This window comes from Duganella alba, from assembly GCF_009674495.1.
GTDB lineage: Bacteria > Pseudomonadota > Gammaproteobacteria > Burkholderiales > Burkholderiaceae_D > Rugamonas > Rugamonas alba.
Genome location: NZ_WKJN01000006.1, coordinates 1 through 26,448, shown reverse-complemented (window position 1 = coordinate 26,448; position 26,448 = coordinate 1). Strand labels below are relative to the sequence as shown.

Below are 26,448 nucleotides of genomic sequence, written 5' to 3'. Positions count from 1 at the left end.
CAAGAAAAGCTAGTCTATCGGATACCAAGTGAAGTTGGTAGTTAGTGGTGGGCCTGCGATGCAAATCGGTGGCGGGACCATAGTGCAAAGCGGTGGTGGATCTGCGATGCTAGATGGTGGAGCATTTGATGCAAATATTTACATGGGTCTATTTGCATGCAAATGGACCCACAAAATGCTCCGAATACTTATAAAAACATTAACTTACAGCACCTATATTGCAAGATGAATTCAGCGCTTTCTACGCATGATTTTGTGGAAGGGTAGACAGTTTTCTCAATCAAACGTACTAAGCTAACGAAAGAAATTTGCTGGATGGGATGGCTGCCTTTAGGGACCAACTAAATTCTGATGGAGAAAAGTGATGTAGACACTGGCGAGTACGGCATCAACAACGAATACCAAGTGCCATTTGCGTACAATCGACAATTAGTGGTACTCGGCATTGCGGGTAAGGGATGGGCAGCAAAATCTTGCTGATTGACTCCGCCACTCTTTTTTATACCAAGAACTTAGTGATCGGATGCTGTGTATTTATCCAGTGTGGCGGATATAATATTTCAAGCCGCCCCTGCTTTAACGTTCCCTTGTCTGGCGAACTGCCCGGCCCAAGTGCCGGCGGAACGCGTGAACTCGGGCAATTTGTAGTCTTTTATGAACGGCCCAGTATGTGCCCGCTTGCTCCCAAATCCAGCGCCAAGAAGCGCCCTACTCCAGCACCGGCCGAGGGTGAACGTCAGGCAATGCGGGGGTATGTGCGCCAATACGATCAAGCTGCGGTTCTGACCTACATTGGCTTGCAGCGGGGCGGGCTTGAATGGATCGGCGTAGCCGATCGCGATGCAGGGATCGCGGATGATATTGTGCTCGGTTTTCCAGACCGCGTCATTGGTCATCAGTTCAAGACTTCCCGCCTGCCGGGCCGATTCAGTTTGCGTACGCTGCTCATGGGGGCTGATGGCCTTCTCGTCCCATTGGCCGCAGCCTGGCGCCAACTGTGCGCCAGTAGCGAGGGACGGCCTACGGAAGTGCGCTTGGTTACGAACGACCACGCCATGACGGATGACAAATTGACCGAGGACGCAGGTTCAGACAGCGCAACCTTCCTTATCGAATACACGGCGGTGCCACCACCTACTCTGGCGCAGTGGCGCGCAAGCCGCTGGCGTTCCTTCATTGATGCGTTGGAAGCAAAAGCGGGACTTGACGAACGAGACTTTGAGCGGTTTTTGGGCGCATTGCGGATCGTTTCCAGCACGGCAGCTGATTTCGGACGAGTTCACCGTCTTCGGCAAGACGAAATGCGCCTAGTCGATCAAATTGCCAAGCTGCTCCCCCGTTTGGTTACGGATGTACGAGATCGCGATCGCTGGTCGCGTGCAGAGTTACTTAACGAACTAGGCTGGAATGATGATTCTATACCACGACGTGTTCATCAATTCCCAGTAGGTGCCTATGTGCAGCGCAATGAAGAGACGGAAGCACAATTGCGCTCTACCATCGAGGAACACCCGAGCGGATACGTGAGCCTAATTGGCCCACCGGGTGCCGGAAAATCGACGCTTTTGCAAATCGCCCTTGAAGCCGTACCTCAAGTGTATGTGGCGCGTTACCTTGCCTATATTCCGAACGCCGTTCAGGGTGTCGGCCGCGGAGAAGCGGACGATTTTCTCGATGATGTTTCCGCCCAGTTGCGGCGGACGGGCTTGGGAGGTTTGCGTGCCCATGACGATTCATTGGCGCAGCGCCGGGAACAGTTCGAAACTTTGTTGATTGGGGCAGGAAAGCGTTTTCGCGACGATGGCATCCGGACCTTGATCATCGTCGATGGCTTAGACCATGTTCCGCGCGAAGAACGGCCACAACGTTCGTTCCTCTGTGAGTTTCCCTTACCCGCCGCTGTTCCGGAGGGCGTTCTATTCGTGCTAGGCACGCAGCGCGTTGAGCTCGATGATTTGCCGCCTGCCGTCCGCGAGCAAGCGGCGGCGGTTGCGCGACAAGTGCGCGTGGCACCGCTTTCCCTCGACGCCGTCGTACGAATGGCCGACCTGATGGGCCTCGATCAGGACGTAGATCGCACGCGGCTTTACGACAATTCACACGGGCATCCACTGGTAACACGTTATCTGGTGGAAGCCTTGCGCACGGCGGACATGCCGACGCGCACGGCCTTGCTGGGCGGGGCCCTGTCGTTTCAAGGCGATTTAGCAACCGTCTATCAAGCCTCTTGGCGCAGCGTGGCCGATGACGACAACGCTCGCTTGGTGTTGGACTATCTGGCGCGCTCCGAAGCGCCGATGCCCTTCGAATTACTCGTCAAATCAGTGCCGGAGGCGGCCATTGAACGCGCCCTAAAGGCGGCCAGGCACTTGCTCTTGGACGGCAGCCATGGTTGGGAGGTCTTTCATAATAGTTTCCGATTGTTCATTCGCGAACAACCGAAGTTACGTTTTGGCCGCCCCGACTGCGATTATTCAATCAAGCTCTACACTGAGCTCGCTGGATTGGCCCGCGAAGCCAAACGCACATGTCCTCAACACTGGCTTGAACTTCGCTATCTCGCGCGCGCGAACTCCCATAATGCAGTATTGGCCCTATGCACCCCCCAACGGTTTCGTGAGCAATTCGTCGAACGCCGTCCGTTTTCGGAAATGCACGCGGACTTGCGCCTGGCTGCGATGTCGGCGCAATGCGGCGACTATCACGTCATGCTGTTCCAGATCCTCTTGATTTTCGACGAAATGAATCGTCGTTGGTCGGCGTATGAAGAGGTCCCCGAGATTATCGATGCCCTGCTCGCCGTTAATGATTTGGACGGCGCCGTTTCGCTTGTTGAGCAAGTGTCAAGCAATGGCTACGCTGTTGTCGATGCGCTGATCGCCTGTGGCCAACGAGAACGAGCGCGCGCCGTCTTCGACGACCTAGACCCGATCCAGGATCTGCTACGAGAACACCGCTATGGTAGCCCGGTGCGATTCGAAGAGATGTGCGATTGGGCGCGGCGTGCCATCCATTTCCGCGCACCAGACCAGATACTGAAGGCAATCGATCGATTGGTACCGGCCGCACGTGCTGCACATGAAGAGCATGAGGAAGAAGAGGAAATGGCTCTCGCGTCATCTTTGCGGAGAGAGGCCGTGCTGGCCACTGTCGACACGCAGGGGGGGGCAGACATCGAAACTGTTTGTGCGCAATTCCGTCTCACCATGACTGACCGCGCTCCCGTTTTTCTCCGGGCTGGCATCGCTGCATTCGAACGAGGAAATGCTCCATCGGCCTTGATCTACATTGGACAAGCTAAGCAGTACCCCGGTTTCTCCGACACGCCAAACGGCTGGCGTCGTCGCGCGGCCTTGTCGGCTGCACGACATGGCGCGCTCGCGCTCGCGGAGGGTTTCTTTGGACAGCTATTGGCACCGACGCTGGCAGAGTTGGATCAGGTCACTGAGTCCGATGCCCCGCCGTACCTCATTCGCGCTGTCCTTGAACACTTTGAGTTGGCGGCCCTGCTCGACAAAGATGTGCCGGAGGTGCCGCGCCCCGCGAACGGCATGCTTCGTCCCTTGCAAATTCATACGGAGTCGGTAGGCAAACTTTCGGCGCGATCGCGCCGCGCTCCAGACGCGACTCTGGCGGCAGAAATTGCGCGGTTGGCGCGCGCAGTTTTACTCTACTTGACCAGAATGAAGCCGCAACGCGGCGGAGACTTCTACGCCTTCCACCAAGTTGTAAGCGCAGCTCCCTCCTTGGTCATCACACTGGTAGACGCGGCCGCGTACAGCGGACAGGATGCACTCGACGCCGTCAGCGGCGTGGTAGAAGAACTTCTGGCGGAAGCGCCCGTTGGGGGGGAAATGCGCGATGCCCTGTTGCGCACCGCCACAACCGCCATCTACCACCACACGCGTGACAGCGAAACGGCGGCCCGCCGCCTAGGAGTGGTGGCCGCCAGCCTGCACGGGCAAACGCCCGCTCAGCAGATCGCAGCGATGGCGAATCTGGCGTGCGCGTACAGCGAAACGGGTAACCGCGCACAAGCGCTTTCGCTGCTTACTCAAGTTCCTCAAGAGTCCCTCGGCTTTAGTCTCCCGCCAAAAAAAGATCCGCAGTATTTGATTTGGCGCGACTTGTTTTCCTTGGCAAATCGCAGCGAACCTGGCGGCCGTGCTCGTCGGCTTGAGATCATGTTGCGCGTTCTGGCGGGGATGATGGACACAGATGGGGATGCGTCCGCCTTTCGCATTGCCGGCACTGTTGCCAAGGAGGCGGCACTATGCGACGCCACGACGGCATGGGCAAGTTTATCGAACCTTGCTGAGCTAGGCACCCTCGGCTGGGCCCACATGTTGGACGCCGCGCTCCAGGGCCTCGTTCGCAGGAGGCCGGACATGGTGTCGGTGGCGGTTCCCATCTGGTGCCAACTAACCGTGCCCTATTACAAGGCACCTTATTACCGCGAATCCGAGCAGGGCGACTTTATCGATGCCGCTATTAGCAGCGCTTTGGCATCAGAAGTGAGAGCGGTATGCGATGCCTTCCTCCGGCACATTCAGATCGAAGCGCGAACGGACGTCCGCGTCGCCCTCCTTGATCACTTGCGTCTCGCAGCGGAGAAACGGGGGGGGGACTGCGCAGACATCAATGCTGCTCTCGTCCGGTGGGCTGCTGAATGCCCTCCGCCAGCTCGTACCTCGTCGGACATGCGTCATTCCGATGTTACGTCGATGGAAGCTCTGGCAGTCAGCATGGAAAAAGAAGTACGCGAGGGACGTCCCGCGCCTGGCTATGAAGCCGGGCACGCTTTCAAGCGCTTGGTCTGCGCAAAGAACTACGCGCTCGCCATGGAACTTTTTGAGAAGTGGTCCGGCCTGCAGAGCGAATCACTCGCCCGCGCCGCTCTCATCGATGTGGCAATTGACGTTGGTGATTTGGGAAGCGCGCGGCGACTGTTAGCCGGCCTTTCTGTTACTGGACCTGAAGCGACGTGGGCGACATGGTTTGGCGGTAAGCGTTTTCGCTATTTCCGCTCAAAGCTGCGTCTTGATGGGCCTGAGGTTCACGCGGCCGCTTATTCGGACTTCGTAAATACCGTGGCAGCCGAACACGAATCCGTTCGTAACTTGCTCACAGAATTCGACGACATTTTCCCAGTAATCACGGCACAACCGGACTGGTCCGAAATGTGGGAGTGCGCGCAAGACCAGATCATGTCGACGCGTGAATTCCGCCTCGGGGTCGAAGACGGGGTGGGGGTACCCACACCAATCGACGATGCCGGCCTACTGGCACGCCTGCTTGTATGGGCCTTGGATCTCGGCATCAGCGACTTGCGCCGGCATGTCTATGTTGCAGCCACCGAATTGAACGCAACAGACGCCGGGCGCCCAGTCTTTACGGAGCTCATGCGTCTATTGCTCTCTGGGAACGACGAGCACCCCGCCATCGGAATACATTTGCTGGCATGCCAGCCGGCGGCGGACCACTTGCGCGATTACCATCCTCAGATCGTTGCGCTGACGAGTCACGACGACTACGCCGTCGCCACTATCGCCCAACGGTTAGCGCGATTTCTCGCGTTCCCCGTCCGACTCGCGCGAACGCCCCTACCCACGTTTTACTCGTTGGATCTCGGCGAAATCGAACCTTTTTCACCTGAAGAACTCTACGACCCACACACAGGCGCTATGCTGGTGAACTCTCCGTTTGGCTGGACACGTGCATATGACGATCTGGTCGAGACAATCGCTAAAGGCGCTATCTCGCCCACGCACATTCGCTACCGTGCTGCCATGTTGATCGATGCATGGGGCGGCCTGGACTGCTTTGGCACTCCAGCGACGAAAGCTCTTGAATCCTGTCTCCGCCGGTTGGACCTAAAAATCACCTACGCGCGCCCTCATATGATTGTCGCCGCACGCGCACTGCGGAAGGTCGCCGGCGAACTGGCACGAGCCGGAGCGCTGCCTACCCCACCAGGCATTTTGCTCTACCACATGGGCTTTGCCTACAATCCCTTCGTTTGTTCGCAGCCTGCCATCAGGCCACCGGTCATCGTGCGGCCGGATGATCGCGAACCGAGCTATGCAGCACTTGAACATGGCTGGCTGCCTTCGGTGGACGGAGATTTATGTCCGGTTAGTACGGGGAGCTGCGTCGTGATTGCCGAAGTAAGTGAATTCAATGTGCGCAAGACACGCCGCCAGTACAAGTCCATTCGCGTGCGGGTACCGACATGGGCTGGCGCCGTTGAATTTCCGGCTTGGGAAATAGCCGATCTTCTGCCTGATCGCGCCATTTGGTTCGATCAGGTTGTTCCGCTCTCAAGCGAGCCTGCACCGTTCCTCGTGCGACGTCTGTCTCTCAGTTATTGGCCTGGTATGCCACACGTTGCGTTTTGCATTTGCCCTGAATGGTTGCGGCGTTTGAATTGGAATGTCGAGTACGGGACAACGATCACTTACTTGGACGATTGCGGCAACGCGATGGCGCATATTGTGTGGTGGAGAGAGGGCGGCACTGTCGATGCAGATGAGGATGCGTCTTGGGGCGAAGGCACCTATCTCCAACTGACGGCGACCGGCGTTCTTCAATTGGAAGCACTCGCCGGCAAGCTGCAGGTCCGAGTACATGCACAACGTGTGGCACGCGATCGCGACGATGGTGATAAATATCGCCGCGCTTTTGCTGTCGGCATTTATGATATGCCTGACTTAAGTTAGTTCAACGCTGCCCACTAAACTTGACGACCTACAGAAAGAGGAATTAACCGGCAGACTTTCAATTCAGGACTAACAGGAGACTTCAAATTTTTCGAATGAAGATCTTCTGGCTTACATGCACCTAAAATGGGCATGACGGCCCTATTTTCTTACCAACAAAAGAGGGCCATCTCGTTCCTTTGCCGATTTCATCCGCTGTAATTTTCTGGCTTGACCCATATACAGGTCATAGTTGAGCCTCTATGGCTCAGCAACGAGCTTTTTTGGTCCATCGACGGTCGCTGTCGGGTCAAAAGGCGCCTATTTGCGCTGGAGGATGCCGATACTGACTATCTTTTCTCAAAGTGAGACTATCAGTCGTCGCAAGTGTAACGATACAGATTTGCCTAAAATTTTTTCAAGACAGACGATTATATTTTTCAACCACTTAGCATAGTGGCCCGATACAGAGCTTATTTATAAGATCAGCTGCCTGTGGCGGGCATCAATGCGCGTTTACACCCAGCCGATCAGCCGGGCGTGACAATGTGTGAATATTTCCTTTAAGTAATTTGATATGCTGGCAACTCTTTTGCCCGAAAGACGATGTGCGACGCTTGCGATCAGTGAGGCAAACCATTCTCGATTTCCTATGTTAAAAACTTGTGCGATTAATCTGATGCTGTTGATGATCAGCGGTACTGTGTCGGCGGACGATGCCAAATGTTCCAGTGCGCGGCCTTGCGTTGAGGTGAAAGTCATGAGCCAGACCATTATGGTGGAGGCAACCAGCCACCGCATGTACGAAGTCATAGATGAGGGCGACCTGGACAAATTTAAGCAATTGACGCCGTCGCTTCGCAGCGATCAGCTTATGGAAGGACTGCAAATCGCGGTAGGCAGCTATAAGAATTCCTATACGCCAGAGGGTGATCCCGGCAGACTAATGATTATCAAGTTTTTGCTAGATGGCTTGGTGGATGTGTCCGGCACCAAGGGGACCGATGTGCTCCAGACCATCGTTTCTCAGAGTGGATTTAACTCCGCCGCGCCAATGCTTGCCGACCTGATGTTTGCGCACGGTACGTCAGGCCGTGACATCAACATTGCAGGTGCTTTGAAAGGAATGCCTTTTCCGTTGCTCAAAAAAGTCTTGGAACATGGTGCCAATCCCAACGTGCGTTCGCGCCGAAATGACATCCCGCTGACCACAGCGATTTATTGGAGCAACCGGGAGGTTTTCGACCTGCTATTGCAGTATGGTGCCGACGTCAATGTCAATCTCGACAGTACCAGCCCAAACGGACGCACGCCTTATGAAATGGCGAGTGAACGCAAGAACACCTACATGGTGAATGCGCTATTGCGCGCCGGTGCAAAGCCTGTGGCTCCCCGGGCGCCTGAAAAATAAGCTGCCCGGCTGTTGACCATCCTGAGCCATGGTGCTGGAGTCGGCAATGCAGATGCGCCTGGCATCGGCTTAGACGGCATCCTGCTGCTCCTGGAACTCGGACTAACTTGATGTATTTTATTTTTTTGGTTTATGGGATGATTTCTACAAAATCATGAAAATGATACAAAAAATAATATTTTTAATAATTGGATTTGTTTATATACATTCTGCTCTGGCCGATGGCGATTCAACGACGGCGTTTGAGCTTATGCAACAAAATTTGTTAAAAAATCAGGTCGCGGAAGATGTTTCTCAACTGAGTAATACTTTAGATAATACCCAAAAAATTGCACGTGCAGCTGAACAACAGTTACGCGCCAGGGGTGTCGATCAATTTGCCATCATTCGTTTCGGAGAAACGGCGTTTTATCACAATGTTTGGCTGCTTTACCGATCCAACGATAAAAATTATATTGAGAATTTCACGATCGACGATGGAAAACTTCGTTTTCGTGACGCTGGCGAAGCCATCCCATCAGAATGGGATAGTGTTTTTCATGAATTTTTCATTGGCCAGCAAAAGAAACCCTCACCGCCGCTGAAGGCAGATCGACGCATGCTCGGCGGGGAGTTCTGGGAGCGAGGGTATACCGGGATGGTTAACCTTTACAACGGAGGTGAGATTCGCACCTACCTACTCGCTACAGAAGACATTAAGACTCTTTATCAACAAAGTGCCTATGATAAATTTTTGTGCTCGACCTTTTTTTCAGGATTGCATTGCAAAAATGGTGATCATGCCGTGAGTGGCTGGGTACCTCAAAAACTAAAAACACTCATGGAAAATAGCCAAAAGTCAAACCAAAGCATAATTAATAAATAAAAATTTGGAATGAAATTTCAGAAACCAGGTGGGTAGAAGGCCCCGCCACCAGGCCAACAGGAAGAGGCTGGCCGCACGCCTTCCTGGTAGAGTGGGAGGGCAGCCGATATGGCAGGCGCCATTTTAAGCTTCATCTTCGCTGCATTTCCGCAATCTACTCAGGAGACACGACATGGACTTAAAACTCAGTGGCAAGCTGGCGCTGGTCAGCGGCAGCACGGCCGGTATCGGCTACGCCATCGCGCAGACGCTGGCCCAGGAAGGCGCCACCGTCATCGTCAACGGCAGGACGCAGGCGGGTGTCGACGAGGCGGTCGAGCGCATCCGCGCGGAAACCAAGGGCACGGTGCACGGCTTTGCCGGCGACCTGAGCCAGGCCGATGCGGCGCAGGAGGTGGTGCGCCGTCATCCGGGCATCAGCATCCTGGTCAACAATCTCGGCATCTTTGAACCGAAGGCTTTCGAAGATATTCCCGATCAAGACTGGCAGCGTTTCTTCGACGTCAATGTCCTGAGCGGCGTGCGCCTGGCGCGGCTGGTGCTGCCGGAAATGAAGAAGGCGGACTGGGGCCGCATCATCTTTATCTCCAGCGAAAGCGCGATCCAGATCCCGACCGAGATGATCCACTACGGCATGACCAAGACCGCGCAGATCGCGGTGGCGCGCGGGCTGGCGGAATCGGTCGCCGGCAGCGGCATCACGGTCAACAGCGTGCTGCCCGGCCCGACCAAATCGCGCGGCGTGGGCGACTTCGTTCAAGATCTGGCGACATCGGGCGGCAAGTCTTTCGAGCAGGTCGAGACCGAGTTCTTCGATCACGTGCGGCCGACCTCCTTGATCAAGCGCTTCGGCACACCGCAGGAAGTGGCTTCGCTGGTGGCCTACGTCGCCAGTCCGCTGGCCTCGGCAACCACCGGCGCCGCGCTGCGTGTCGACGGCGGCGTGGTGAAGAGCGCCTTCTAAGGCCGCAGCGGTTGCGTCACATGCACCAGGCTGGTCATGGCGTCCACGTACAGCGTGTTGTCGTCGGCGTACAGCGGCAGCAGCGGCGTGACCGACACCTGATTCAGCTTGGTCTTGCGTCGCTGTCCCGTCTGCGGATCCTTGAACACCGCATAGGGCACATCCTGGATCACGTAGGGCTGGCCATTGAGATGACCGATAATCATCAACACATGGCCGGGCACCACGATCAGGTCGCCCACCTGTGCCTGCGCCAGCGCCTTGACGCGCTCGGCGTGGCTGTCGGCGGCGCTGAAAGCGCGATGGTTCAGCGCGGCGCTGCTGCCCTGCTGGCCGGAGTTGGGCGGCAGAATCACGCCCATGCTGCGATACACTTCGCTGGTCAGGCCGCTGCAATCGCGGGCGTTGAACTGGTGTCCCCAGCCATAGCGTTCGCCGAGGAATTTGAACGACTGGCGCAGGATGTTGGCGCGCGTCAGCGGCAGATAGCCCCGCGCCGTATCGGCCGTGCGGCGTATCAAGGCGTTGCTGAAGGCCAGCGTGCCGTCCTGCCGCCGCACCGGCAGCCGCACCGCCCATGAGGCGTAGCTGCTGGCGCCGTTAATGGTGTCGCCCGGCGCAACGCCGGCATCGGGCAAGCTGACGCCCATGTCGAGGTCAAGTTGCGAAACCTCCGGCGCTTCCGGCGTGAACACGGTGCGTACCTGATCGCCTGTGATCACGCGGCCTGGCTGCGCCTTCGTATAGGCAAACACCATGTCGGCCGCGCCGATACCGATATCGCTGCGCTTCACCCATCCCGGTCCCTGCGTGCTGAAAACCAGCAGCCATTGCTGGTCCGCGCTTTCGTGCCCGACGATTACCGCCTCGCCGGGAAACAGCACGCCGCCTTGCAGGCTTTCATAATCGCGCGCATCGTTGGCGGCGTAGAAGGCGCGGTCGGACGGCAGCGCGCGCAGGAAGGTGCGGCGCACGCTCAGGCCATGGCGCGCCGTGGCGCTGGCCGGAATGCGTGCCACGGCGCTGTTCTGGCGCAGCGATTGCAATAACGCTTCCGTGACCGGCTGGCCAGCGTCGTCGATGACGGGCTTGATCGGCGTCTGCTCGGCTTCCCTCACCCATGCCGCAACCTGTGCCTGCGTCAGGGTGGCGGGCATGGCGGCCAGATCGAACAGGCCGCCCTGTGGCCCGAGCACGCGCTGGCGCTGCGCCGCGATCTGGCGTGCGTCCAGCAGCACGGCATTGGCGGCGGGTGCGCGACGTATCCAGAAATCCGGCGACAGCATGTCGTCGCTGAAGGCCGGCACACCGGAGGGGGAGACCGCCGGCAAACGGTCGGCCAAGGCGGCGCCCGATGTCATTGCTGCCGCGATAAGCAGCGCCAAAACAGATCGTGTCTTCATCCATTTCCCTCGGAAAGATGCCTGGCTTGCCGGAACGCCTTGGGCGAGCTGCCGTTCACGCGTTTGAACGCCGTGCTGAAGGCGCTTTCGGAAGTGTAGCCGAGCGTGCGGGCCAGCACCGCGACCGGCGTGATTTCTTCGCGCAAGGCGCGTTCGGCCAGCCGCATGCGCCATGCTGTCAGATAGGTCAGCGGCGCGACGCCGGCCACCGTGCGGAAGTGCACGGCAAACGAGGTGCGCGACATCGCACAGGCCTTGGCCAACTGGTCCAGGTGCCAGCTGCGGGCGGGTTCGCCATGCATCAGCCGCAGCGCCGGCGCCAGGCGCGGATCGCCCAGCGCCCGCAGCCAGCTGCTGGGCATGGCGCTGGCGGTTTGCAGGTGGGCGCGCAGAATCTGGATGAACAACAGTTGCGCCAGTTGCGCCGAAACCAGCTGCGCGCCGGGCAACTCGGCCGCGCGCTCCGCCATCAGATGATCGAGCAGCCAGCGGAAGGTAGACGCCTGCGGTGACGACGCCGGCACATGTATCCACGGCGGCAGCACATCGGCCAGCAAGCGGCCGCTGGTCGGATCGAGCAGCACATGGCCGCCGATGTGGGCGAAATCATTGCCGTCGCCCAGCGTCGCGTTGCCGCCCGCGAACACGCTCATGGCATCCAGCGGCGGCACCTCGGGATCGCTGCCCAGCACGAAGGAGCGCCTGGCGGTCAGCAGTCCGACATCGCCCGTTTCAAACCGGATCGGCTCGGCGACGCCGTCCATGCTGACCCAGCAGGCGCCCTTCACCACCGCAAAGAACTTGATCTTTTCCGGCGCCGGAAAACGCACCGCCCATCGGCCGCCGGCCTTGAAGCCGCCCGTCACCAGCGATTCGGCGTGGGTGAATTTGAGGATGTCGGAAAAGGGATCGGCGTGCATTTTTGTACTATCACACAAGTAATCCGCACTTTCAAGCATTCACAGTACCAAACCCGGGCTCTATGATCGCCGCATCGAATATAGACAGGAGTTCACATGAATCAAGAAGATTTGGTATTGGTGACCGGCGGCACCGGCTTCATCGCCCAGCATTGCATCCTGGCGCTGCTGCGCGACGGCTATCGGGTGCGCACCACCATCCGCGCGCCGGAACGCGAAATGGAAGTGCGGACCCAGCTCGCCACCGGCGGCATGAAGGCCGGCGAGCGCCTGTCGTTCGTGGTGGCGGACCTCACCGCCGATGCCGGCTGGGCCGAGGCCGCCGCCGGTTGCAGCTATGTGTTGCACGGCGCCTCGCCGACGCCGTCCGGCGCCCAGACCCGCGAGGAAGACTGGATACAGCCGGCGGTCGAGGGCAATCTGCGGGTGTTGCGTGCGGCGCGCGCGACCGGCGTCAAGCGCGTGGTGCTGACTTCCGCCTTCGGCGCCATCTGCGCCGGCCACACGTCGATGCAGCGGCCGTTCGATGAAACCGACTGGAGCGACTTGAGCGGCAAGGTCTGGCCGTACCAGAAATCGAAAACGCTGGCCGAACGCGCGGCATGGGACTTCATCGCCCGCGAAGGCGGCGGACTGGAGCTGTCGGCCATCAATCCGGTGGCGGTGCTCGGCCCGGTGCTGGGCGCCGACTATTCCCACTCCATCCGCATGATCAAGTCGATGCTGACGGGGCAGGCGTCGCCACAGGTCAACACCTGCGTGGTCGACGTGCGCGACGTGGCGGATCTGCACCTGCGCGCCATGACGCATCCGGCCGCCAGCGGCCAGCGCTTCATCGCCACCGCCGGCGCCAGCATGTGGATGGTGGACATCGCCAAAGTGCTGCGGCGCCGTCTGGGCAACGTCGCCGGCCAGGTATCGCTGCGCGTGCTGCCGAACTGGCTGGTGCGTCTGGCCTCACTGAAAAATCCGTCGCTGAAAGGCATCACGCCACTGCTGGGCGTGAACCTGAACGCCACCAGCGACAAGGCGCGCCGCCTGCTCGGCTGGACGCCGCGCCCGCGCGAAGACGCCATCGTTGCCGCCGCCGACAGCCTGATCAAGCTCGGGCTGCTGAAACCGGCTTAGTCAGGGCACGGCATACCCGCCGCCGCCCATTTTTCCAGCACCGCGACAAACTCCTCGTGCGACATCGGCGGCTGGGTGCGGTTGTTGCCGGGATTCCAGGCCCACAGCACCAGCGGATCGGTTTTCATGTGTTCGATCACCTGTTCGCCGGTCTTGCGGTTGCCGTTGCGGGCCGGGTCGCGCATCTGCTGGCAGACGCCCTTCTTGTCCAGCCCCTGCCAGCGCATGCTGAGCGGCGCCAGGTGCCAGTTCGGCGCGCCCGGCACCTTGCCCTGCGCGGTGTTGCTGGCCTGGTGACAGGCCGCGCAGTGCAGCGCGGGCGAGCCGTGGCCGTCCTTGCCGCGCACCACCTGCTGCGCGTGGACGATGCCGATGTCCTTCTGGTGCGGCGCCTCCACCTGGTGGCAGTTGACGCAGCGCGGCGTCATCACCACGCTGGCCACCGGATCGAACAGCTTGCCGTCGCCCTTTTCCGGCGCGGCGTGCGCCAGGCCGGCCAGCGCCAGGCCCAGTAGCAAACCCAGGCGGCGCATCATGCCTGCCCCGCTGCTTTGTGGATGGCGGCGCGGATGCGCGGATAGGTGCCGCAGCGGCAGATGTTGCCGGACATGGCCTGGTCGATGTCCTTGTCGGTCGGCTTCGGAATCGCCTTCAGCAGCGCGGTGGCGGCCATGATCTGGCCGGACTGGCAGTAGCCGCATTGCGGCACGTCGATCTCGGCCCAGGCCTGCTGCACGCGCTTGCCGACCGCGCTGTTGCCGATCGCCTCGATGGTGGTGATTTTCTTGCCCACCGCCGCCGAGGCCGGCATGACGCAGGCGCGCGTCGGCTGGCCGTCGATGTGCACGGTGCAGGCGCCGCACAGCGCCATGCCGCAGCCGAACTTGGTGCCCGACATGTGCAGCTCATCGCGCAGCACCCACAGCAGCGGGGTGTCGGCGTCGGCGTCGACCGCCATGGTTTTGCCGTTGATGTTCAGTGAAATCATGCGTGCTGCTCCTGTAAAGTTGGCTGTAGGGCGGTGGCGATCGGCAGTTTGCGGATGCGCTGGCCGCTGAAGGCGTGGACCGCGTTGGCCAGGGCCGGCATCAGCCCCGAGGTGCCCGGCTCGCCGATGCCGCCGGGCGCTTCGTTGCTGGCGACGATGTGGGTTTCGATCACCGGCGCTTCGTGCATGCGCAGCACGCGGTAGTCGTGGAAATTGCTCTGCTCGACGCGGCCGTTCTTGAAGGTGATGTCGCCATACAGCGCGCCGGAAATGCCGAAGATGACGCCGCCCTCGATCTGCGCCTTGATGGTGTCCGGGTTGACCACCACGCCGCAGTCCACCGCGCACACCACGCGGCTGACGCGCACCTCGCCGTCGACCAGCTGGGCGTCGACCACCATCGCGGTGTACGTGCCGAAGGCGAACTGCACCGACAGGCCGCGGCCGACGTTGCCGTGCTGCGCGCCCTGCCAGCCGGCCTTCTCGGCCGCCAGCTTGAGCACGTGCTCGGCGCGCGGATTGTGCTTCAGCAGCGCCAGCCGGTATTGCAGCGGATCGGCCTTGGCGGCGGCCGCCAGTTCATCGATGAAGCTCTCGACCACGAACACGTTGTGGCTGGGGCCGACGCCGCGCCAGAACGCGGTGGGAATCTGGCCCGGTTCGTGGCGCGTGTAGTCGATCTTGATCGCCGGCAGCGCATACGGCGGCGCCTCGGCGCCATCCACGGTTTCCGGATCGAAGCCGTTGTTGAACGCCGGCGGCAGGAAGCGGCCCAGCACCGACGAGCCGGTCAGGTGGTGCGACCAGGCCACCGGCATGCCCTGCGCGTCCAGGCCGGCGCGCACGCGGTCGTAGAAATACGGGCGGTACATATCGTGCTGGATGTCTTCCTCGCGGCTCCAGATCACCTTGACCGGGAAGCTGACCTGTTGCGCGATGCGCACCGCGCGCTCGACGCCGTCGATTTCCAGGCGGCGGCCGAAGCCGCCGCCGAGCAGATGGTTGTGCACCTGGACTTTTTCCTCCGGCAGGCCGGTGACCTTGGCGGCCACGGCGCGCGCGCGGGTGATGACCTGGGTGCCGGTCCAGACGTCGCAGCGGTCGGCCTGCACGTACACCGTGCAGTTCATCGGTTCCATCGGCGCGTGGGCCAGGAACGGCAGTTCATAGGTGGCTTCCAGCACCCGCGCGGCGCCGGCGAAGGCCTGCTCGGGATTGCCGTCGGCGCGCACCTTGGCGCTGCCGGCGTTGGCGGCGCGCACCATGTCGGCCACGATGTCGGCGCTGTTCACGTTGGCGTGCGCACCGTCGTCCCAGCGCAGCGCCAGCAGCGCCAGGCCCTTCTGCGCGGCGCCGTAGTTGTCGGCCACCACGGCGGCGCAGTCGTCCAGGCGCACCACCTGGCGCACGCCCCTGACCTTCAGCGCGGCCGCCTCGTCCAGGCCGGCCAGGCGGCCGCCGAACACCGGCGTGATCGCCAGCGCGGCCACCTTCATGCCCGGCAGCTGGACATCGATGCCGAACTGCGCCGAGCCGTTCAGCTTGCCCGGCGTATCGAGGCGGCGCGCCGCCTTGCCGATCAGGCGGAACTCCTGCGCCGGTTTGAGCACGATGGCGTCGGCCGCAGGCAGCGGCAGCTTGGCGGCGCTGGCGGCCAGCGCGCCGTAGGACAGCTTGCGGCCGGACGCCGGATGCAGCACCGCGCCATGTTCGGCGCGGCAGCTGGACGGCGCGACCTGCCACTGCTGCGCGGCGGCCTGCACCAGCAGCATGCGGGCGGCGGCGCCGGCCTGGCGCATCGGCATCCAGGCGGCGCGGATGGTGGTCGAGCCGCCGGTCACCTGGAAGCCCAGCGCCGGATTCATGTAGCGCTTGTCGTCGGCGCCGGCGTGTTCCAGCACCACGTCCTTGAGGTCCACCTCCAGCTCCTCGGCGATCAGCATCGGGATCGAGGTATAGGTGCCCTGGCCCATTTCCACGTAGGGCATGATCAGGTGGACCTTGCCGTCGGTGGCGATGCGCACCACGGCGTTGGCCTCCCAGTCGGCGCCCGGCGCGGCGTCGCGCGCGCGGGCGGCCGGCAGGGCCACTTGCAGCAGCAGGCCGCCGGCGGCGCCCACGGCTTTGAGGAAGAATCGGCGATCGGTCATGCAGGCTCCTTGCGCAATAAACGAAAAAAAACGGTGAGATGTGCCCTGCGGTCGGGGGCGTGCGCAGGTCAGGCTTGGCGGGGGTGTTGGAAAGATTATACGGAGCGCTTGCGGCATGAAACGGACCAAAAAGCCGCAATTACGGCCATGCTGGCCCGGACGTCAGCGGCCGACGTCGAGCTTGACGCTGCGCGATGCGCGGACGAACTTTTGCGGCGGCACGCCGAGCACGCGCAGGAAGGCGCGGCGCATGCGCTCGTCGTCGCCGAAGCCGGTCTGGTCGGCGATGCGGGCGGCCGAGGTATGGCCGCTTTCAATCAGCGCCTGCGCCGCTTCGACCCGCAGCTTTTCAATCGCCTTGGCTGGCGTCAGGCCGGTTTCGGCCTGGAAGGCGCGGCTGAAATGGCGCGCGCTCCAGTTGACCTGGTCGGCCAGCTGCTGGATCGACAGCGGCTCGCGCAGGTTGTCCTTGATGAAGGTCAGCACGCGGCGGATGCGCTCCTTCTTGGGATCGATCTCGGCCAGCACCGAGAACTGGCTCTGGCCGCCGGAGCGGCGGTGGTAGAGCACCATGATCTTGCAGATCTGCTTGGTGATCGCGTGGCCGAGGTCGGCCTCGATCAGGCCCAGCACCAGGTCGATGCAGGCGGTCATGCCGGCCGAACTCCAGACATGGCCGTCGCGCACGAAGATCTTGTCGGGCTCCACCTGGATGCGGGGGAAGCGGCGCGCCAGCGCGTCGGCGAAGCCCCAGTGGGTGGTCACCGAACGGCCGTCGAGCACGCCGGCTTCGGCCAGGATGAAGGCGCCGGTGCAGATGCTGGCGATGCGGCGCGCGCTGCGCGCGGCCACCTGCAGCCGCTGCACCATGTCCGGCGCGGGCGCCGGCAGGCCGGGCGTGCTGCCGACGATCACGGTGTCGTAGTGCTGGTCGGAGAAGGGGATGGTGTCGATGCCGACGCCCGACTGACTGCGGATCAGGCCGCCCGTCATCGACACCACGTCCACCTGGTAGCTGCCCGGCGCAAAATGGTTGGCGACGCCAAACACCGACAGGATCGACAGGTCGAGAATGTGAAACATGGGAAATATGACCAATGCGACTCTGGCTGTCACGGCTGCCCCGGCTGGAAAAAGAAGATGATGAAGGACTGGCGCCGGTTCAGGATACCATGCCGCGCTGGGTGGCCAGCACGACCGCATGGGTCCTGGCGGTAGCGCCGAGTTTGTTGAACAGCGACTTGATGTGCGTCTTCACGGTGCCGACGCCGATGTCGAGCTTGCTGGCGATGCGCTTGTTGCAGCAGCCCATGGCCAGCAATTCCAGCACCTGGCTTTCGCGCAAGGTCAGGCTGTCGCTGGCCATGTGCTGCATGGCCCGCTCCAGCAGTTCCGGATTGAAGTAGCGCCGGCCATGGCCCAGCGCCTGTACCGCCGTCAGCAGTTCGCCGGCCGCGCAGCGCTGCGGCAGGTAGCCGTGCACGCCGGCCGAGATCGCGGTGCGGATGTCCCATTCGCGTTCGCGCTGGCTGACGATCATCAGCGGGATAGCGTTCGGCGCGACGTGCGCGAGCCGCGCCAGGGCGTCGGCGTAGTCGGTGACGATGACGTCGGCGTCGTCCGCCGCCGCCGTCAGGCGCAGCTGCGGGCAGGACGCCAGCAGCGCGCTCAGGCCGGCGTTGACGATCGACTCGCCGTGGCGCACGTGCACCGCCACGGTGGCTGCCGCGGCCGCCTCAGGCGAATCGAATGGCGCTGGCATGGATCGATACCACCAGAGGTTCAGGCTGATGTCCGCCGTCGGCGTCGCGCACGTAAATCAGGTGTTTGGTCGGCAGCGTGATGCCCTGTACCGTCACATGCTCCGACAGGTAATGCACGGCCGGCGCGCCGCCGCTGATGGCCACTTCGTAGTCGTGGCGGCGCAGCAGGCCGTCGGCCGAGAAGTAGAAGGTCTGCACCGGGCTGTGGGTGGCCACGTCGGCCGGGAAGGTGACCTGCAGGCGTTGCCATACCTGGCCGTTCTCCTGCCACGGCGCCAGCTCGGTCACGGCAAAGCCCGGACGCGCCAGCGTGAACGGCATGGTGAAATAGTTCCAGATCGCGTAGCCGACAAAGTACGCCAGTTGCAGGTCGCTCCACGGCGTATCGAGCTGGTGGCCGTCAAACGAGGCGCGCGGCGCCAGCGTTTCTTCGATCGGCGCGCCGGCGGCGGTTTCGATGCGGACCTGCTGCGGCGTCACTGCGGTGCGGCGCTCCGGCGCGCCGAACGGGCTGTGCGAGGTCCACGGCTGGTGCAGCTGGATGCGGATGTCGACCTCGTCGAGCATGCCGCCCTTGCCCTTGAGCGGCCAGATCACGCCGCCTTGCGACAGGTGCGCGGACAAAGTGCTGAACGCATTCCAGCGGTCGAGACCGCCATGTGCTTGGATGGCGTGGTTTAGCAGGTTGTTCATGATGTTGTGGCTCTCGCTCAGGTTGAAAAAAAGGTGCTCAGTCGCCGGCCAGCCAGCGCGTGGCGTTGACGGCATAGCGCTCGATGTCGCGCAGCGCCGCCGGGTTGGTGCTCATGCCGTCGCCCGGCGCCTCGCTGACGAAGCCGGGACAGCCGCTGGCGGTGTCCCAGTTGTAGTCGGCAAAGTGATGGAAGGAGCTGTGCGCCAGGGCCCGGCCGCGCGCCGCGCTGCGTTCGAACGCGACGATCAGGTTGAAGCGCGCCGTGCTGGCCTGGCTCTGGCCGCAGGCGATCACGCGCGCCGGCTCGCCGGGCGGCGCGCTGACCGCGCCTTCGTGCGGGTGCGCCGGGAAAAAGCGCAGCGCGCCGGTGGCCGAGTCGGGATCGGCCAGCACCGGGTGCAGCGCGCCGCTGACCGTCAGCTGCTGGTAGTCGCCGTTGCGGCCGGAATGGTAGTTGGGCCACTGGATGTAGGGCGTGCCGAGGTCGTCGTTGACGTGGCGGCGGCGGTCGCTTTCCTGGTTGCGGGTATGGAAGTGATGCGCCGCGCCGATGCCGGGCAGGCCGCAGAGGGAGGAACCGAGGTCCATGTGGTCGCGCGCCGCCAGCAGGCCGCCGCCGCGCCGACGGAAGCGTTCGATGGCCTGGCATTCCTCGGCGTGCAGGCCGGCGCCGGTGTCCACCGCCATCAGCCACAGCACGTCGATATCGCTGCTGTCCAGGCGCGCCAGCAGGCTGTCCGGACCGTCGCCGGGATCGCGGTCGCGCGCCAGCACCTCGAAGCTGGCCGCCAGCAAGCCGGTAAGGCGGCTGAAGCGGGCAATCGCCCAATCGTTGCCGGTGGTGGGAATAGTGGTCTGGATCAGAACCTTGCGGCGCGGTGGTAGTGTCTTGCTTGTCATGAGTGCGCCCGATCCGTTGCTTGTTGATCCATTATAGGATCGGCTTACCGGATGAAAGAGACAAGAAACCCTCGCTTTCGGCCATCATGTTTGGGCCGCGTGGTGTATGCTGCGGCGGCATCCCGTACCAACAACCAACACGAAAGAACACATGAACAAGCTGCTCTCCTCCTGCGCCCTCGGATTGACCCTCACGCTGGCCCTGGCCGGCTGCGACCGCGCCAAGGCGCCGCAGGCGTCGGCGCCGCAAGCGTCCGCACCGGCGGCGGATGCGCCGGCGGTGGCGTTCCAGAAGATCGATACCGTGGTCGGCGCCGGCAAGGAAGCGGTGGCCGGCACCACGGCCGTGGTCAATTACACGGGCTGGCTGTACCAGCCGGCCGCGCCGTCGCAGCATGGCGCGCAGTTCGACTCCTCGATCGGCCGCGAGCCGTTCAGCTTTGCGCTGGGCGCCGGCCAGGTCATCAAGGGCTGGGACGATGGCGTGCAGGGCATGAAGGTGGGCGGCAAGCGCACGCTGATCGTGCCGGCCAGCCTGGGCTACGGCGAAGGCGGCGCCGGTCCGATTCCGCCGAACGCCACGCTGATCTTCGACGTCGAGCTGCTCGACGTCCGTTAAGCGACTGTCTCGTCGGGCCGCAGGGTCAGCACCTGCACGCCGTTGCGGGTGACCGCCACCGTGTGTTCGAACTGGGCCGACAACTGGCCGTCCGAAGTGACCACGGTCCAGCCGTCTTCTTCCGTATGCACCTTGCGCTCGCCCTGGTTGAGCATCGGCTCGATGGTGAACACCATGCCTTCGCGCAGGATCAGGCCGGTTTTCGGCCGGCCCCAGTGCAGCACCTGCGGCGCCTCGTGCATCTCGCGGCCGATGCCGTGGCCGCAGTATTCCCGCACCACCGAATAGCCGTGGCGCTGCGCGTGGCGCTGGATCGCATAGCCGATGTCGCCGAGCTGGGCGCCGGGCCGCACCGCCTGGATGCCCTTCCATAAGGCTTCATACGTCACCGCCACCAGCCGCCGCGCCTCGGCCGACACGGCGCCGACCAGATAGGTCTTGCTGGAGTCGGCGAGGTAGCCGTTCTTTTCCAGCGTGATGTCGAAATTTACGATATCGCCGTCCCGCAGGATCTCGTCCGCCGACGGCACGCCGTGGCACACCACGCTGTTGCGCGACGCATTCAGCGCATAGGCGTAGCCGTACTGGCCCTTGCTGGCCGGGCGCGATTGCAGGTCGTTGACGATGAAGCGGTCGACCAGGTCGTTGACCTGCATGGTCGACATGCCGATCAGCTGCAGCTGGTCGAGCCGGCCGAAGACGCTGGCCAGCAGCCGGCCCGCTTCCGCCATCAGCGCCAGTTCCTCCGGCCGCTTGGTCATACCGGCACCGTCCTCAGCGTTTGCGCATCGACGCCGGCGGCGCGCAGCTCGCGCCCGAGGATGTCGTTGAAACTCTGCGTCGGATTCATTTCGCACAGCATGCCGATCTTGATCCAGAACGCCGCCTGCGCGTTGATCGAGCGGCAGCCCACCGCGCTGGCCTTGCGCAGCTGGTCGTGCAGCTCGTCGTCGATGTTGACAATGCCCATCCGTATCTCCATATATGAAACGTATACGAAGTATATAGTCGGCTGGATGCGCTGCGCAAGCGTTATCGGAACTACCGCCGCGAGCAGCGATTGAGACGGGAGAGCAAAAACTCTACCCTACGGAGCATCGTCAGCGCTGGCGGGCGGCCGGACAATGGCAGCCATTCTTTTACCGGTTGACCATCATGCAAAACGAATCCACCACACTCTCTTACCTGCCGGTTGGTATTTTTGGCGGCGTCATGGGCCTGAGCGGCCTGTCGGTGGCCTGGAAGCTGGCGCACCAGCACTTTGGCGCGCCGCTGTGGATCAGCCAGGCGATTGGCCTGGCGGCCGTGGCGGCGTTCGTGGCGCTGGTGATCGCCTATGGCATCAAGGCCTGGTCCGGCTGGGAAACGGTGCGCGCCGAGTTCAATCATCCGATCGCTTCCAACCTGTTCGGCACACCGATGATCAGTCTGCTATTGCTGCCATTCGTGCTGGTCGACTACAGCCTGGCGCTGGCGCGGCTGTCTTGGCTGCTGGGCGCGATCGGCATGACGGCGCTGGCCTGGACCATCGTCATGCGTTGGATGACGGTGCGGCTGGCCGCGCCGCAAGTGGCGCCAGCCTGGATCGTGCCGGTGGTCGGCATGCTGGACGTGCCGCTGGCGGTGCCACTGCTGCAATGGGACGGCCTGCACGGCGTGATGGTGTTCGGACTGGCGGTGGGCCTGTTCTTCGCGGTGCCGCTGTTCACGCTGATCTTCCAGCGGCTGGTGCTCGAGGAGCCGCTGGCGCCGCCGATGCAGCCCTCGCTGCTGGTCATGGTGGCGCCGTTCGCGGTCGGCTTCACCGCCTATGTCACCACCACCGGCGGCATCGATCTGTTCGCGCAAATCCTGTACATGCTGATGGTGTTCGTGCTGGCGGTGCTGCTGGGCCGCCTGCGTCACCTGCCGCACTGCTCGCCGTTCCGCGTGTCGTGGTGGGCGGCCAGCTTCCCCCTGGCCGCCTCGGCCGGTGCGGCGATCCGTTATGCCGGCCAGGCCAGCAGTCCGGTCACCGACGGCATCGCGCTGGTGGTGCTGGCGATTGCCAGCCTGACCATCCTGATCTTCCTGGCGCAGACCCTGGCAGGGGTGTTCAAGGGCCAGCTGAAGGCGCTGGCGTAACGGTTCAATCGCCGCCTAGACCTCGCTCCACTGGCGCAGCAGGTTGTGGTAGTGGCCGGTGAGGCCGACCAGTTCCGGGCAGTCGCCCAGGCGCGCGCGCAGGCTCTGGATGTTCTGGTCCAGCTCCAGCAGCAGGCTGCGGCGCATGTCGTCGCGCACCATGCTCTGGGTCCAGAAGAACGAGCAGACGCGGGCGCCGCGCGTCACCGGCTGCACCCGGTGGATGCTGGTCGACGGATAGACGATGGCATCGCCGGCCGGCAGTTTCACCTCATGTTCGCCATAGGCATCGGTGACGATCAGCTCACCGCCGTCGTACTCTTCCGGATCGCACAGGAACACCGTGGTCGAGACGTCGGTGCGCACCCAGTCGCCGCTGGCGGCCATGCGGCGCATCGCGCCATCCACGTGCGCGCCGTAGTGCTCGCCGCCGGCGTAGCTGTTGAACAGCGGCGGAATGGTGCGCAGCGGCAGCACCGCCGAGAAGTACAGCGGATGATTGTTCAGCGCCGCCAGGATGGTCTGGCCCAGTTCCAGCGCCAGCGGCGCGGTTTCCGGCAACTGGCGATTCTGCTTGACCTTGGCGCCCTGCTCGCCAACCGTGGCGCGGCCGTCGATCCACTGCGAGGCATCGAGCCGGCGGCGCATCTCGGCCACCTGCTGCGCCGTCAGCACGCCGGGAATGTGCAGCATCATGATGAAACTCCTCTAAAGCAAAAAACCCCGCCGTTACGCATAACGGCGGGGTCGGCAACGGAATCGGGGACCGTTGCTTAGAACTTGAAGTTGGCGGTCAGGCTGGCCGAGCGCGGTGCGCCCGGGGTGTAGCGGTAGCCCGACTTGTTGATCGCCTGCACATAGTCCTTGTCGCCCAGGTTGTAGACGTTCAGGCGCAGGTCGATGTTCTTGTTGATCGGGTAGGCCGCCATGGCGTCGAACACCCAGTACGAATCGGCATAGGCCGGGGTGCCGATGGCGCCGTCGGTGCCGCGCAGCAGCTTGTCGCTGAAGCGGGCGCCGCCGCCCAGTTGCAGGCCGAACGGCAGCGTGTACGAGGTCCACAGCGTGAACGCCTGCTTGGGCGTGTAGCTCAGCTGGTTTTCGCCGTTGGCGGTCACCACCTTGCCCGATTCGACGCTGGTCGACTGGTGGGTGTAGCCGGCGCTGACCAGCCATTTCGGCAGGATCTCGCCGGTCACGCCCAGCTCGATACCCTGCACGCGTTTCTTGCCGTTCTGGTAGTACACGGCCGGATTGGTCGGGTCGACTTCGATCTCGTTTTTCACTTCGGTGCGGAAGGCGGCAGCGGTGAACGACAGTTTCTGCTGCAGCAGATCCCACTTGGTGCCCACTTCATAGTTGGTGGTGGTTTGCGGATCGTAGTTCGGGTTGGCGGCGCTGTTGGCGGCGCTGCTCAGGGTGAAGGTGGTGCCGCCAGGAGGCGATTTCGAACTGGCGACCAGGCCGTAGACGCTGCTGTCGGCGGTCGGCTTGTAGGCCACCGACAGTTTGCCGTTGACCAGCGTGTCGCCGCTCTCGATCGAGCTGCCCAGCAGCGTGCCGACCGGGATCACCTGCGGCGCCGGCGCGGTGACCGCAGCCTGCACGGTGACCGCGTTGTAGGTGGTGTTGTAATGGTCGACGCGCACGCCGCCGTTGATGATCCACTTGTCGCCGATCTTGGCGGTGTCAAACAGGTAGATGCTCTCGGTATTGGTGCTGCCGTTGCCGGTGGCGCCATTGCGGGCGTAGGTCACGTTGACCGCGGCGTTCGGGTTCGGATTGTAGATGCTGGTCGGTGGCAGCGCGGTGCCGCCGGTGGCCGCCCAGGTGTAGTTGGTCTGCTTCTCGTTGGTGAACTCGATGCCGCCGACCAGCGTGTGCTTGACGGCGCCGCTGGTGATGTCGGCGGTCAGCGTGGTCTGGTTGGCGACGATTTCGTTGACCTGATCCTTGAAGGTCAGGTTGGTGCGCTTCATGGTCCAGGTCGATGGATCGTTGACGTTTGGCGTCACCAGGTTGGCGGCGGTCGCCATGAACGAGGTCAGCAGATAGTTCTCGGTGGTCTTGCCGTAGCGGCTGGTGTTGACCAGCTTGGCGCCGCCGGCGAAGTCGTGTTCGATTTTCAGCGTGACCATGTCGGCTTTGACATCGTCGTGGTCCAGGGTGGAACCGTAGAAGTTCTTCGGATCGACCGGACGGGCGTTGGTCAGGAACGGACGGGTGGTGTCCGGCGAGGTGTAGCCAGGCAGGCCGATGGTCAGCACGCCGCCGTCGGGAATGTTGTTCTGCTTGACGTGCAGCAGGTCCAGGTAGACGCGGGTCGGGCTGTTCAGGCCGTAAGCCAGCGATGGCGCGATGGCCCAGCGCTTGTTCTTGACCACGTCGCGCGCCGGATTGCCGCTGTCCTGGTCCAGCACGTTCAGGCGGAAGGCGGTGCCGCTGTCGGCATCGATCACGGTGTTGATGTCGGCGGTGCCGCGTTTCTGTTTGCCGCTGCCGCCGGTGACGGACGCCTGGTAGGCATTTTCCAGTTGTGGCTGCTTGGTGACCAGGTTGATCGAGCCGGTTGGCGAGCTGCGGCCGTTGTCGGTGCCGGCCGGGCCTTTCAGTACATCGATCTGTTCGATGTTGAAGGTGTCGCGGGCCACCGAGCCGACGTCGCGCACGCCGTCGACGTAGATGCTGCCCGAGGCGTCGAAGCCGCGCATGTAGATGGCGTCGCCGGTGTTGGTCGAACCGTTTTCGCCGAGGAAGAAGGCGCCGACGCCCGGGGTGTTGCGCAACGCTTCGGTCAGCGTGGTGGCGCCTTGCTGTTCGATCAGCTCTTTCTTGATGACGGTCAGGGTCTGGGCGGTGTCGACCAGTTTTTCCGTGTATTTGGCCGACGCAGCACGTTCGGCTTTGAAATCATTTTCCCGCGAACCGTTGACTTGCACTTCCTGCATGGTCTGAGGCTTGGCCTGGGCGTCCGCCTCGGTCGGCACGGCGTCGGCAGCCTGGGCCGCCACCGGCAGCAGCATCGCAGCCAGCGCTGCGCTCATGTGTTGGTTAAAGCGCGTTTGCGCATGTTTGCGACTTTTGATCATTGCCATGTGCTTCTTTCGTTAAAAAAGAGAGGGCTGGCTGCGCACTGAAACTGTGTTCATGCTGCGTCTGGCTTGCCGGTCGAGAGTAAATTTAGTGGGAAATATTGTAACAATAAAATTCTGAAACGTAAATGCGAATTATTATCAATATGATTTATAGAAGTGCTGCGCAGCGTGAAAACTGGTGCAAAACTGTTGCGTAAACGCCTAAACACCATGCGGCCGGGCATGGAGCCCGGGGCATGGTGGCGGACTTTCGCGGGGATTCAGGACTGCTGGCGGTCCAGCCAGGCGCGGGCCATGGCCAGGGTTTGTTCCAGCTCGCTGCGCACGGCCTGGCAGCGGCTGTCGAACTCGTCTTCGCGCTGGTCGGCGATGGCGTCTTCGGCGGCGATGGTGGCGTCGATCAGGCGTTTGGCGCCCAGTACGCCGACGGCGCCGCGCAGGCCGTGGAACAGCTTGGCGGCGTCGCGCAGCCGCCCTTCCTGCAGCGCCACGGCGGCCTGGTCGACCGGTTCCATGCCACTGTCGAGCGCGCCGCGCACCATCTTGAACATGGCGCTGCGGCCCTTGGCGTCCTTGCCCATCACGCGCATCAGGCCATCCATATTGAAGACGCTGGCTTCACCGGCCGGCGCCGGCGAGTTGACCAGCCGGGGCGGCGGCGCCAGCGGCGTGTTGCCGTTGGCCAGCGGTCCGCCCATCGGCACCGCCAGCGGCGGCGCGAACACC

Annotated in this window: 21 protein-coding genes; 7 read left to right on the top strand and 14 right to left on the bottom strand. The window is 62.5% G+C overall.

Features of this window, described 5'->3' with window-relative positions; genetic code table 11:
• Window positions 1–458: 458 nt before the first annotated feature.
• From GJ695_RS07525 to GJ695_RS07510, 4 genes are all read left to right on the top strand, one after another.
• Window positions 459–6,719, top strand: coding sequence for an ATP-binding protein (locus GJ695_RS07525; protein ID WP_154363458.1), 6,261 nt, complete (start codon window positions 459–461; stop codon window positions 6,717–6,719).
• 739 nt (window positions 6,720–7,458) lie between these two features.
• Window positions 7,459–8,109, top strand: a complete 651-nt coding sequence (locus GJ695_RS07520) for an ankyrin repeat domain-containing protein (RefSeq protein WP_154363456.1) — start codon at window positions 7,459–7,461, stop codon at window positions 8,107–8,109.
• A 154-nt stretch (window positions 8,110–8,263) separates the two neighbouring features.
• A complete protein-coding gene (locus tag GJ695_RS07515) occupies window positions 8,264–8,974 on the top strand; it encodes a hypothetical protein (RefSeq protein ID WP_154363454.1) in 711 nt (236 codons plus the stop codon).
• Window positions 8,975–9,146: 172 nt separating this feature from the next.
• The gene (locus GJ695_RS07510; RefSeq protein ID WP_154363452.1) at window positions 9,147–9,938 is read left to right on the top strand and encodes an SDR family NAD(P)-dependent oxidoreductase; all 792 of its coding nucleotides are present in this window, start codon (window positions 9,147–9,149) and stop codon (window positions 9,936–9,938) included.
• Here GJ695_RS07510 and GJ695_RS07505 read toward each other — a convergent pair.
• Both GJ695_RS07505 and GJ695_RS07500 read right to left on the bottom strand, forming a co-directional pair.
• Complete coding sequence (locus GJ695_RS07505) at window positions 9,935–11,323, bottom strand: SH3 domain-containing protein (protein WP_208024205.1); 1,389 nt, start codon at window positions 11,321–11,323, stop codon at window positions 9,935–9,937. The two genes, GJ695_RS07510 and GJ695_RS07505, sit on opposite strands and share 4 nt — an antisense overlap.
• Before the next feature lie 14 nt (window positions 11,324–11,337).
• A complete protein-coding gene (locus GJ695_RS07500) occupies window positions 11,338–12,300 on the bottom strand; it encodes an AraC family transcriptional regulator (RefSeq protein ID WP_154363450.1) in 963 nt (320 codons plus the stop codon).
• Window positions 12,301–12,357: 57 nt separating this feature from the next.
• Here GJ695_RS07500 and GJ695_RS07495 point away from each other — a divergent pair, with 57 nt between their 5' ends.
• On the top strand, window positions 12,358–13,389 hold the full coding sequence (locus tag GJ695_RS07495; RefSeq protein WP_154363448.1) for an SDR family oxidoreductase: 1,032 nt from the start codon (window positions 12,358–12,360) through the stop codon (window positions 13,387–13,389).
• Here GJ695_RS07495 and GJ695_RS07490 read toward each other — a convergent pair.
• The 7 genes from GJ695_RS07490 to GJ695_RS07460 all read right to left on the bottom strand — a co-directional run bounded on the left by GJ695_RS07490 (window position 13,386) and on the right by GJ695_RS07460 (window position 19,884).
• Window positions 13,386–13,925 (bottom strand): hypothetical protein, encoded by a 540-nt coding sequence (locus tag GJ695_RS07490; protein ID WP_154363447.1) that lies wholly within the window; start codon window positions 13,923–13,925, stop codon window positions 13,386–13,388. The genes GJ695_RS07495 and GJ695_RS07490 overlap by 4 nt on opposite strands.
• Entirely contained in the window at window positions 13,922–14,377 is a 456-nt protein-coding gene (locus tag GJ695_RS07485) for a (2Fe-2S)-binding protein (protein WP_154363445.1), read from the bottom strand. The genes GJ695_RS07490 and GJ695_RS07485 overlap by 4 nt, the downstream gene beginning before the upstream one ends.
• The gene (locus tag GJ695_RS07480; protein ID WP_154363443.1) at window positions 14,374–16,527 is read right to left on the bottom strand and encodes a xanthine dehydrogenase family protein molybdopterin-binding subunit; all 2,154 of its coding nucleotides are present in this window, start codon (window positions 16,525–16,527) and stop codon (window positions 14,374–14,376) included. Before GJ695_RS07480 ends, GJ695_RS07485 begins: the two co-directional genes overlap by 4 nt.
• Before the next feature lie 162 nt (window positions 16,528–16,689).
• Entirely contained in the window at window positions 16,690–17,610 is a 921-nt protein-coding gene (locus GJ695_RS07475) for a GlxA family transcriptional regulator (RefSeq protein WP_229260300.1), read from the bottom strand.
• 79 nt (window positions 17,611–17,689) lie between these two features.
• A complete protein-coding gene (locus GJ695_RS07470) occupies window positions 17,690–18,289 on the bottom strand; it encodes a response regulator transcription factor (protein ID WP_154363439.1) in 600 nt (199 codons plus the stop codon).
• Window positions 18,264–18,983 (bottom strand): hypothetical protein, encoded by a 720-nt coding sequence (locus GJ695_RS07465; protein ID WP_154363437.1) that lies wholly within the window; start codon window positions 18,981–18,983, stop codon window positions 18,264–18,266. Before GJ695_RS07465 ends, GJ695_RS07470 begins: the two co-directional genes overlap by 26 nt.
• Window positions 18,984–19,020: 37 nt before the next feature.
• Complete coding sequence (locus GJ695_RS07460; RefSeq protein WP_154363436.1) at window positions 19,021–19,884, bottom strand: hypothetical protein; 864 nt, start codon at window positions 19,882–19,884, stop codon at window positions 19,021–19,023.
• 151 nt (window positions 19,885–20,035) lie between these two features.
• Here GJ695_RS07460 and GJ695_RS07455 point away from each other — a divergent pair, with 151 nt between their 5' ends.
• Window positions 20,036–20,503 (top strand): FKBP-type peptidyl-prolyl cis-trans isomerase, encoded by a 468-nt coding sequence (locus GJ695_RS07455; protein ID WP_154363434.1) that lies wholly within the window; start codon window positions 20,036–20,038, stop codon window positions 20,501–20,503.
• Here GJ695_RS07455 and map read toward each other — a convergent pair.
• Both map and GJ695_RS07445 read right to left on the bottom strand, forming a co-directional pair.
• Window positions 20,500–21,264 (bottom strand): type I methionyl aminopeptidase, encoded by a 765-nt coding sequence (gene map, locus GJ695_RS07450; RefSeq protein WP_154363432.1) that lies wholly within the window; start codon window positions 21,262–21,264, stop codon window positions 20,500–20,502. The genes GJ695_RS07455 and map overlap by 4 nt on opposite strands.
• Window positions 21,261–21,473 (bottom strand): ParD-like family protein, encoded by a 213-nt coding sequence (locus tag GJ695_RS07445; RefSeq protein ID WP_154363430.1) that lies wholly within the window; start codon window positions 21,471–21,473, stop codon window positions 21,261–21,263. The genes map and GJ695_RS07445 overlap by 4 nt, the downstream gene beginning before the upstream one ends.
• 185 nt (window positions 21,474–21,658) lie before the next feature.
• On the opposite strand from GJ695_RS07445, the gene GJ695_RS07440 reads away from it, so the two are divergent.
• The gene (locus tag GJ695_RS07440) at window positions 21,659–22,627 is read left to right on the top strand and encodes an SLAC1 anion channel family protein (RefSeq protein ID WP_154363428.1); all 969 of its coding nucleotides are present in this window, start codon (window positions 21,659–21,661) and stop codon (window positions 22,625–22,627) included.
• Between the two features lie 15 nt (window positions 22,628–22,642).
• On the opposite strand, the gene GJ695_RS07435 is transcribed toward GJ695_RS07440, so the two are convergent.
• The 3 genes from GJ695_RS07435 to GJ695_RS07425 all read right to left on the bottom strand — a co-directional run.
• Window positions 22,643–23,323 (bottom strand): Fe2+-dependent dioxygenase, encoded by a 681-nt coding sequence (locus tag GJ695_RS07435; protein WP_154363426.1) that lies wholly within the window; start codon window positions 23,321–23,323, stop codon window positions 22,643–22,645.
• 77 nt (window positions 23,324–23,400) lie between these two features.
• Window positions 23,401–25,722 (bottom strand): catecholate siderophore receptor Fiu, encoded by a 2,322-nt coding sequence (locus tag GJ695_RS07430; RefSeq protein WP_154363425.1) that lies wholly within the window; start codon window positions 25,720–25,722, stop codon window positions 23,401–23,403.
• A 260-nt stretch (window positions 25,723–25,982) separates the two neighbouring features.
• A partial coding sequence (locus GJ695_RS07425) for an Hpt domain-containing protein (protein WP_166455392.1) occupies window positions 25,983–26,448 on the bottom strand: 466 nt, incomplete at its 5' end.

Excerpts from the sequence above, each read along its gene's own strand:
- GJ695_RS07525 (WP_154363458.1), top strand. The coding sequence starts at position 459 with ATGGGCAGCAAAATCTTGCTGATTGACTCCGCCACTCTTTTTTATACC.
- GJ695_RS07520 (WP_154363456.1), top strand. The coding sequence starts at position 7,459 with ATGAGCCAGACCATTATGGTGGAGGCAACCAGCCACCGCATGTACGAA.
- GJ695_RS07515 (WP_154363454.1), top strand. The coding sequence starts at position 8,264 with ATGAAAATGATACAAAAAATAATATTTTTAATAATTGGATTTGTTTAT.
- GJ695_RS07510 (WP_154363452.1), top strand. The coding sequence starts at position 9,147 with ATGGACTTAAAACTCAGTGGCAAGCTGGCGCTGGTCAGCGGCAGCACG.
- GJ695_RS07500 (WP_154363450.1), bottom strand. The coding sequence starts at position 12,300 with ATGCTTGAAAGTGCGGATTACTTGTGTGATAGTACAAAAATGCACGCC.
- GJ695_RS07495 (WP_154363448.1), top strand. The coding sequence starts at position 12,358 with ATGAATCAAGAAGATTTGGTATTGGTGACCGGCGGCACCGGCTTCATC.
- GJ695_RS07490 (WP_154363447.1), bottom strand. The coding sequence starts at position 13,925 with ATGATGCGCCGCCTGGGTTTGCTACTGGGCCTGGCGCTGGCCGGCCTG.
- GJ695_RS07485 (WP_154363445.1), bottom strand. The coding sequence starts at position 14,377 with ATGATTTCACTGAACATCAACGGCAAAACCATGGCGGTCGACGCCGAC.
- GJ695_RS07480 (WP_154363443.1), bottom strand. The coding sequence starts at position 16,527 with ATGACCGATCGCCGATTCTTCCTCAAAGCCGTGGGCGCCGCCGGCGGC.
- GJ695_RS07475 (WP_229260300.1), bottom strand. The coding sequence starts at position 17,610 with ATGTTTCACATTCTCGACCTGTCGATCCTGTCGGTGTTTGGCGTCGCC.
- GJ695_RS07470 (WP_154363439.1), bottom strand. The coding sequence starts at position 18,289 with ATGCCAGCGCCATTCGATTCGCCTGAGGCGGCCGCGGCAGCCACCGTG.
- GJ695_RS07465 (WP_154363437.1), bottom strand. The coding sequence starts at position 18,983 with ATGAACAACCTGCTAAACCACGCCATCCAAGCACATGGCGGTCTCGAC.
- GJ695_RS07460 (WP_154363436.1), bottom strand. The coding sequence starts at position 19,884 with ATGACAAGCAAGACACTACCACCGCGCCGCAAGGTTCTGATCCAGACC.
- GJ695_RS07455 (WP_154363434.1), top strand. The coding sequence starts at position 20,036 with ATGAACAAGCTGCTCTCCTCCTGCGCCCTCGGATTGACCCTCACGCTG.
- map (WP_154363432.1), bottom strand. The coding sequence starts at position 21,264 with ATGACCAAGCGGCCGGAGGAACTGGCGCTGATGGCGGAAGCGGGCCGG.
- GJ695_RS07445 (WP_154363430.1), bottom strand. The coding sequence starts at position 21,473 with ATGGGCATTGTCAACATCGACGACGAGCTGCACGACCAGCTGCGCAAG.
- GJ695_RS07440 (WP_154363428.1), top strand. The coding sequence starts at position 21,659 with ATGCAAAACGAATCCACCACACTCTCTTACCTGCCGGTTGGTATTTTT.
- GJ695_RS07435 (WP_154363426.1), bottom strand. The coding sequence starts at position 23,323 with ATGATGCTGCACATTCCCGGCGTGCTGACGGCGCAGCAGGTGGCCGAG.
- GJ695_RS07430 (WP_154363425.1), bottom strand. The coding sequence starts at position 25,722 with ATGGCAATGATCAAAAGTCGCAAACATGCGCAAACGCGCTTTAACCAA.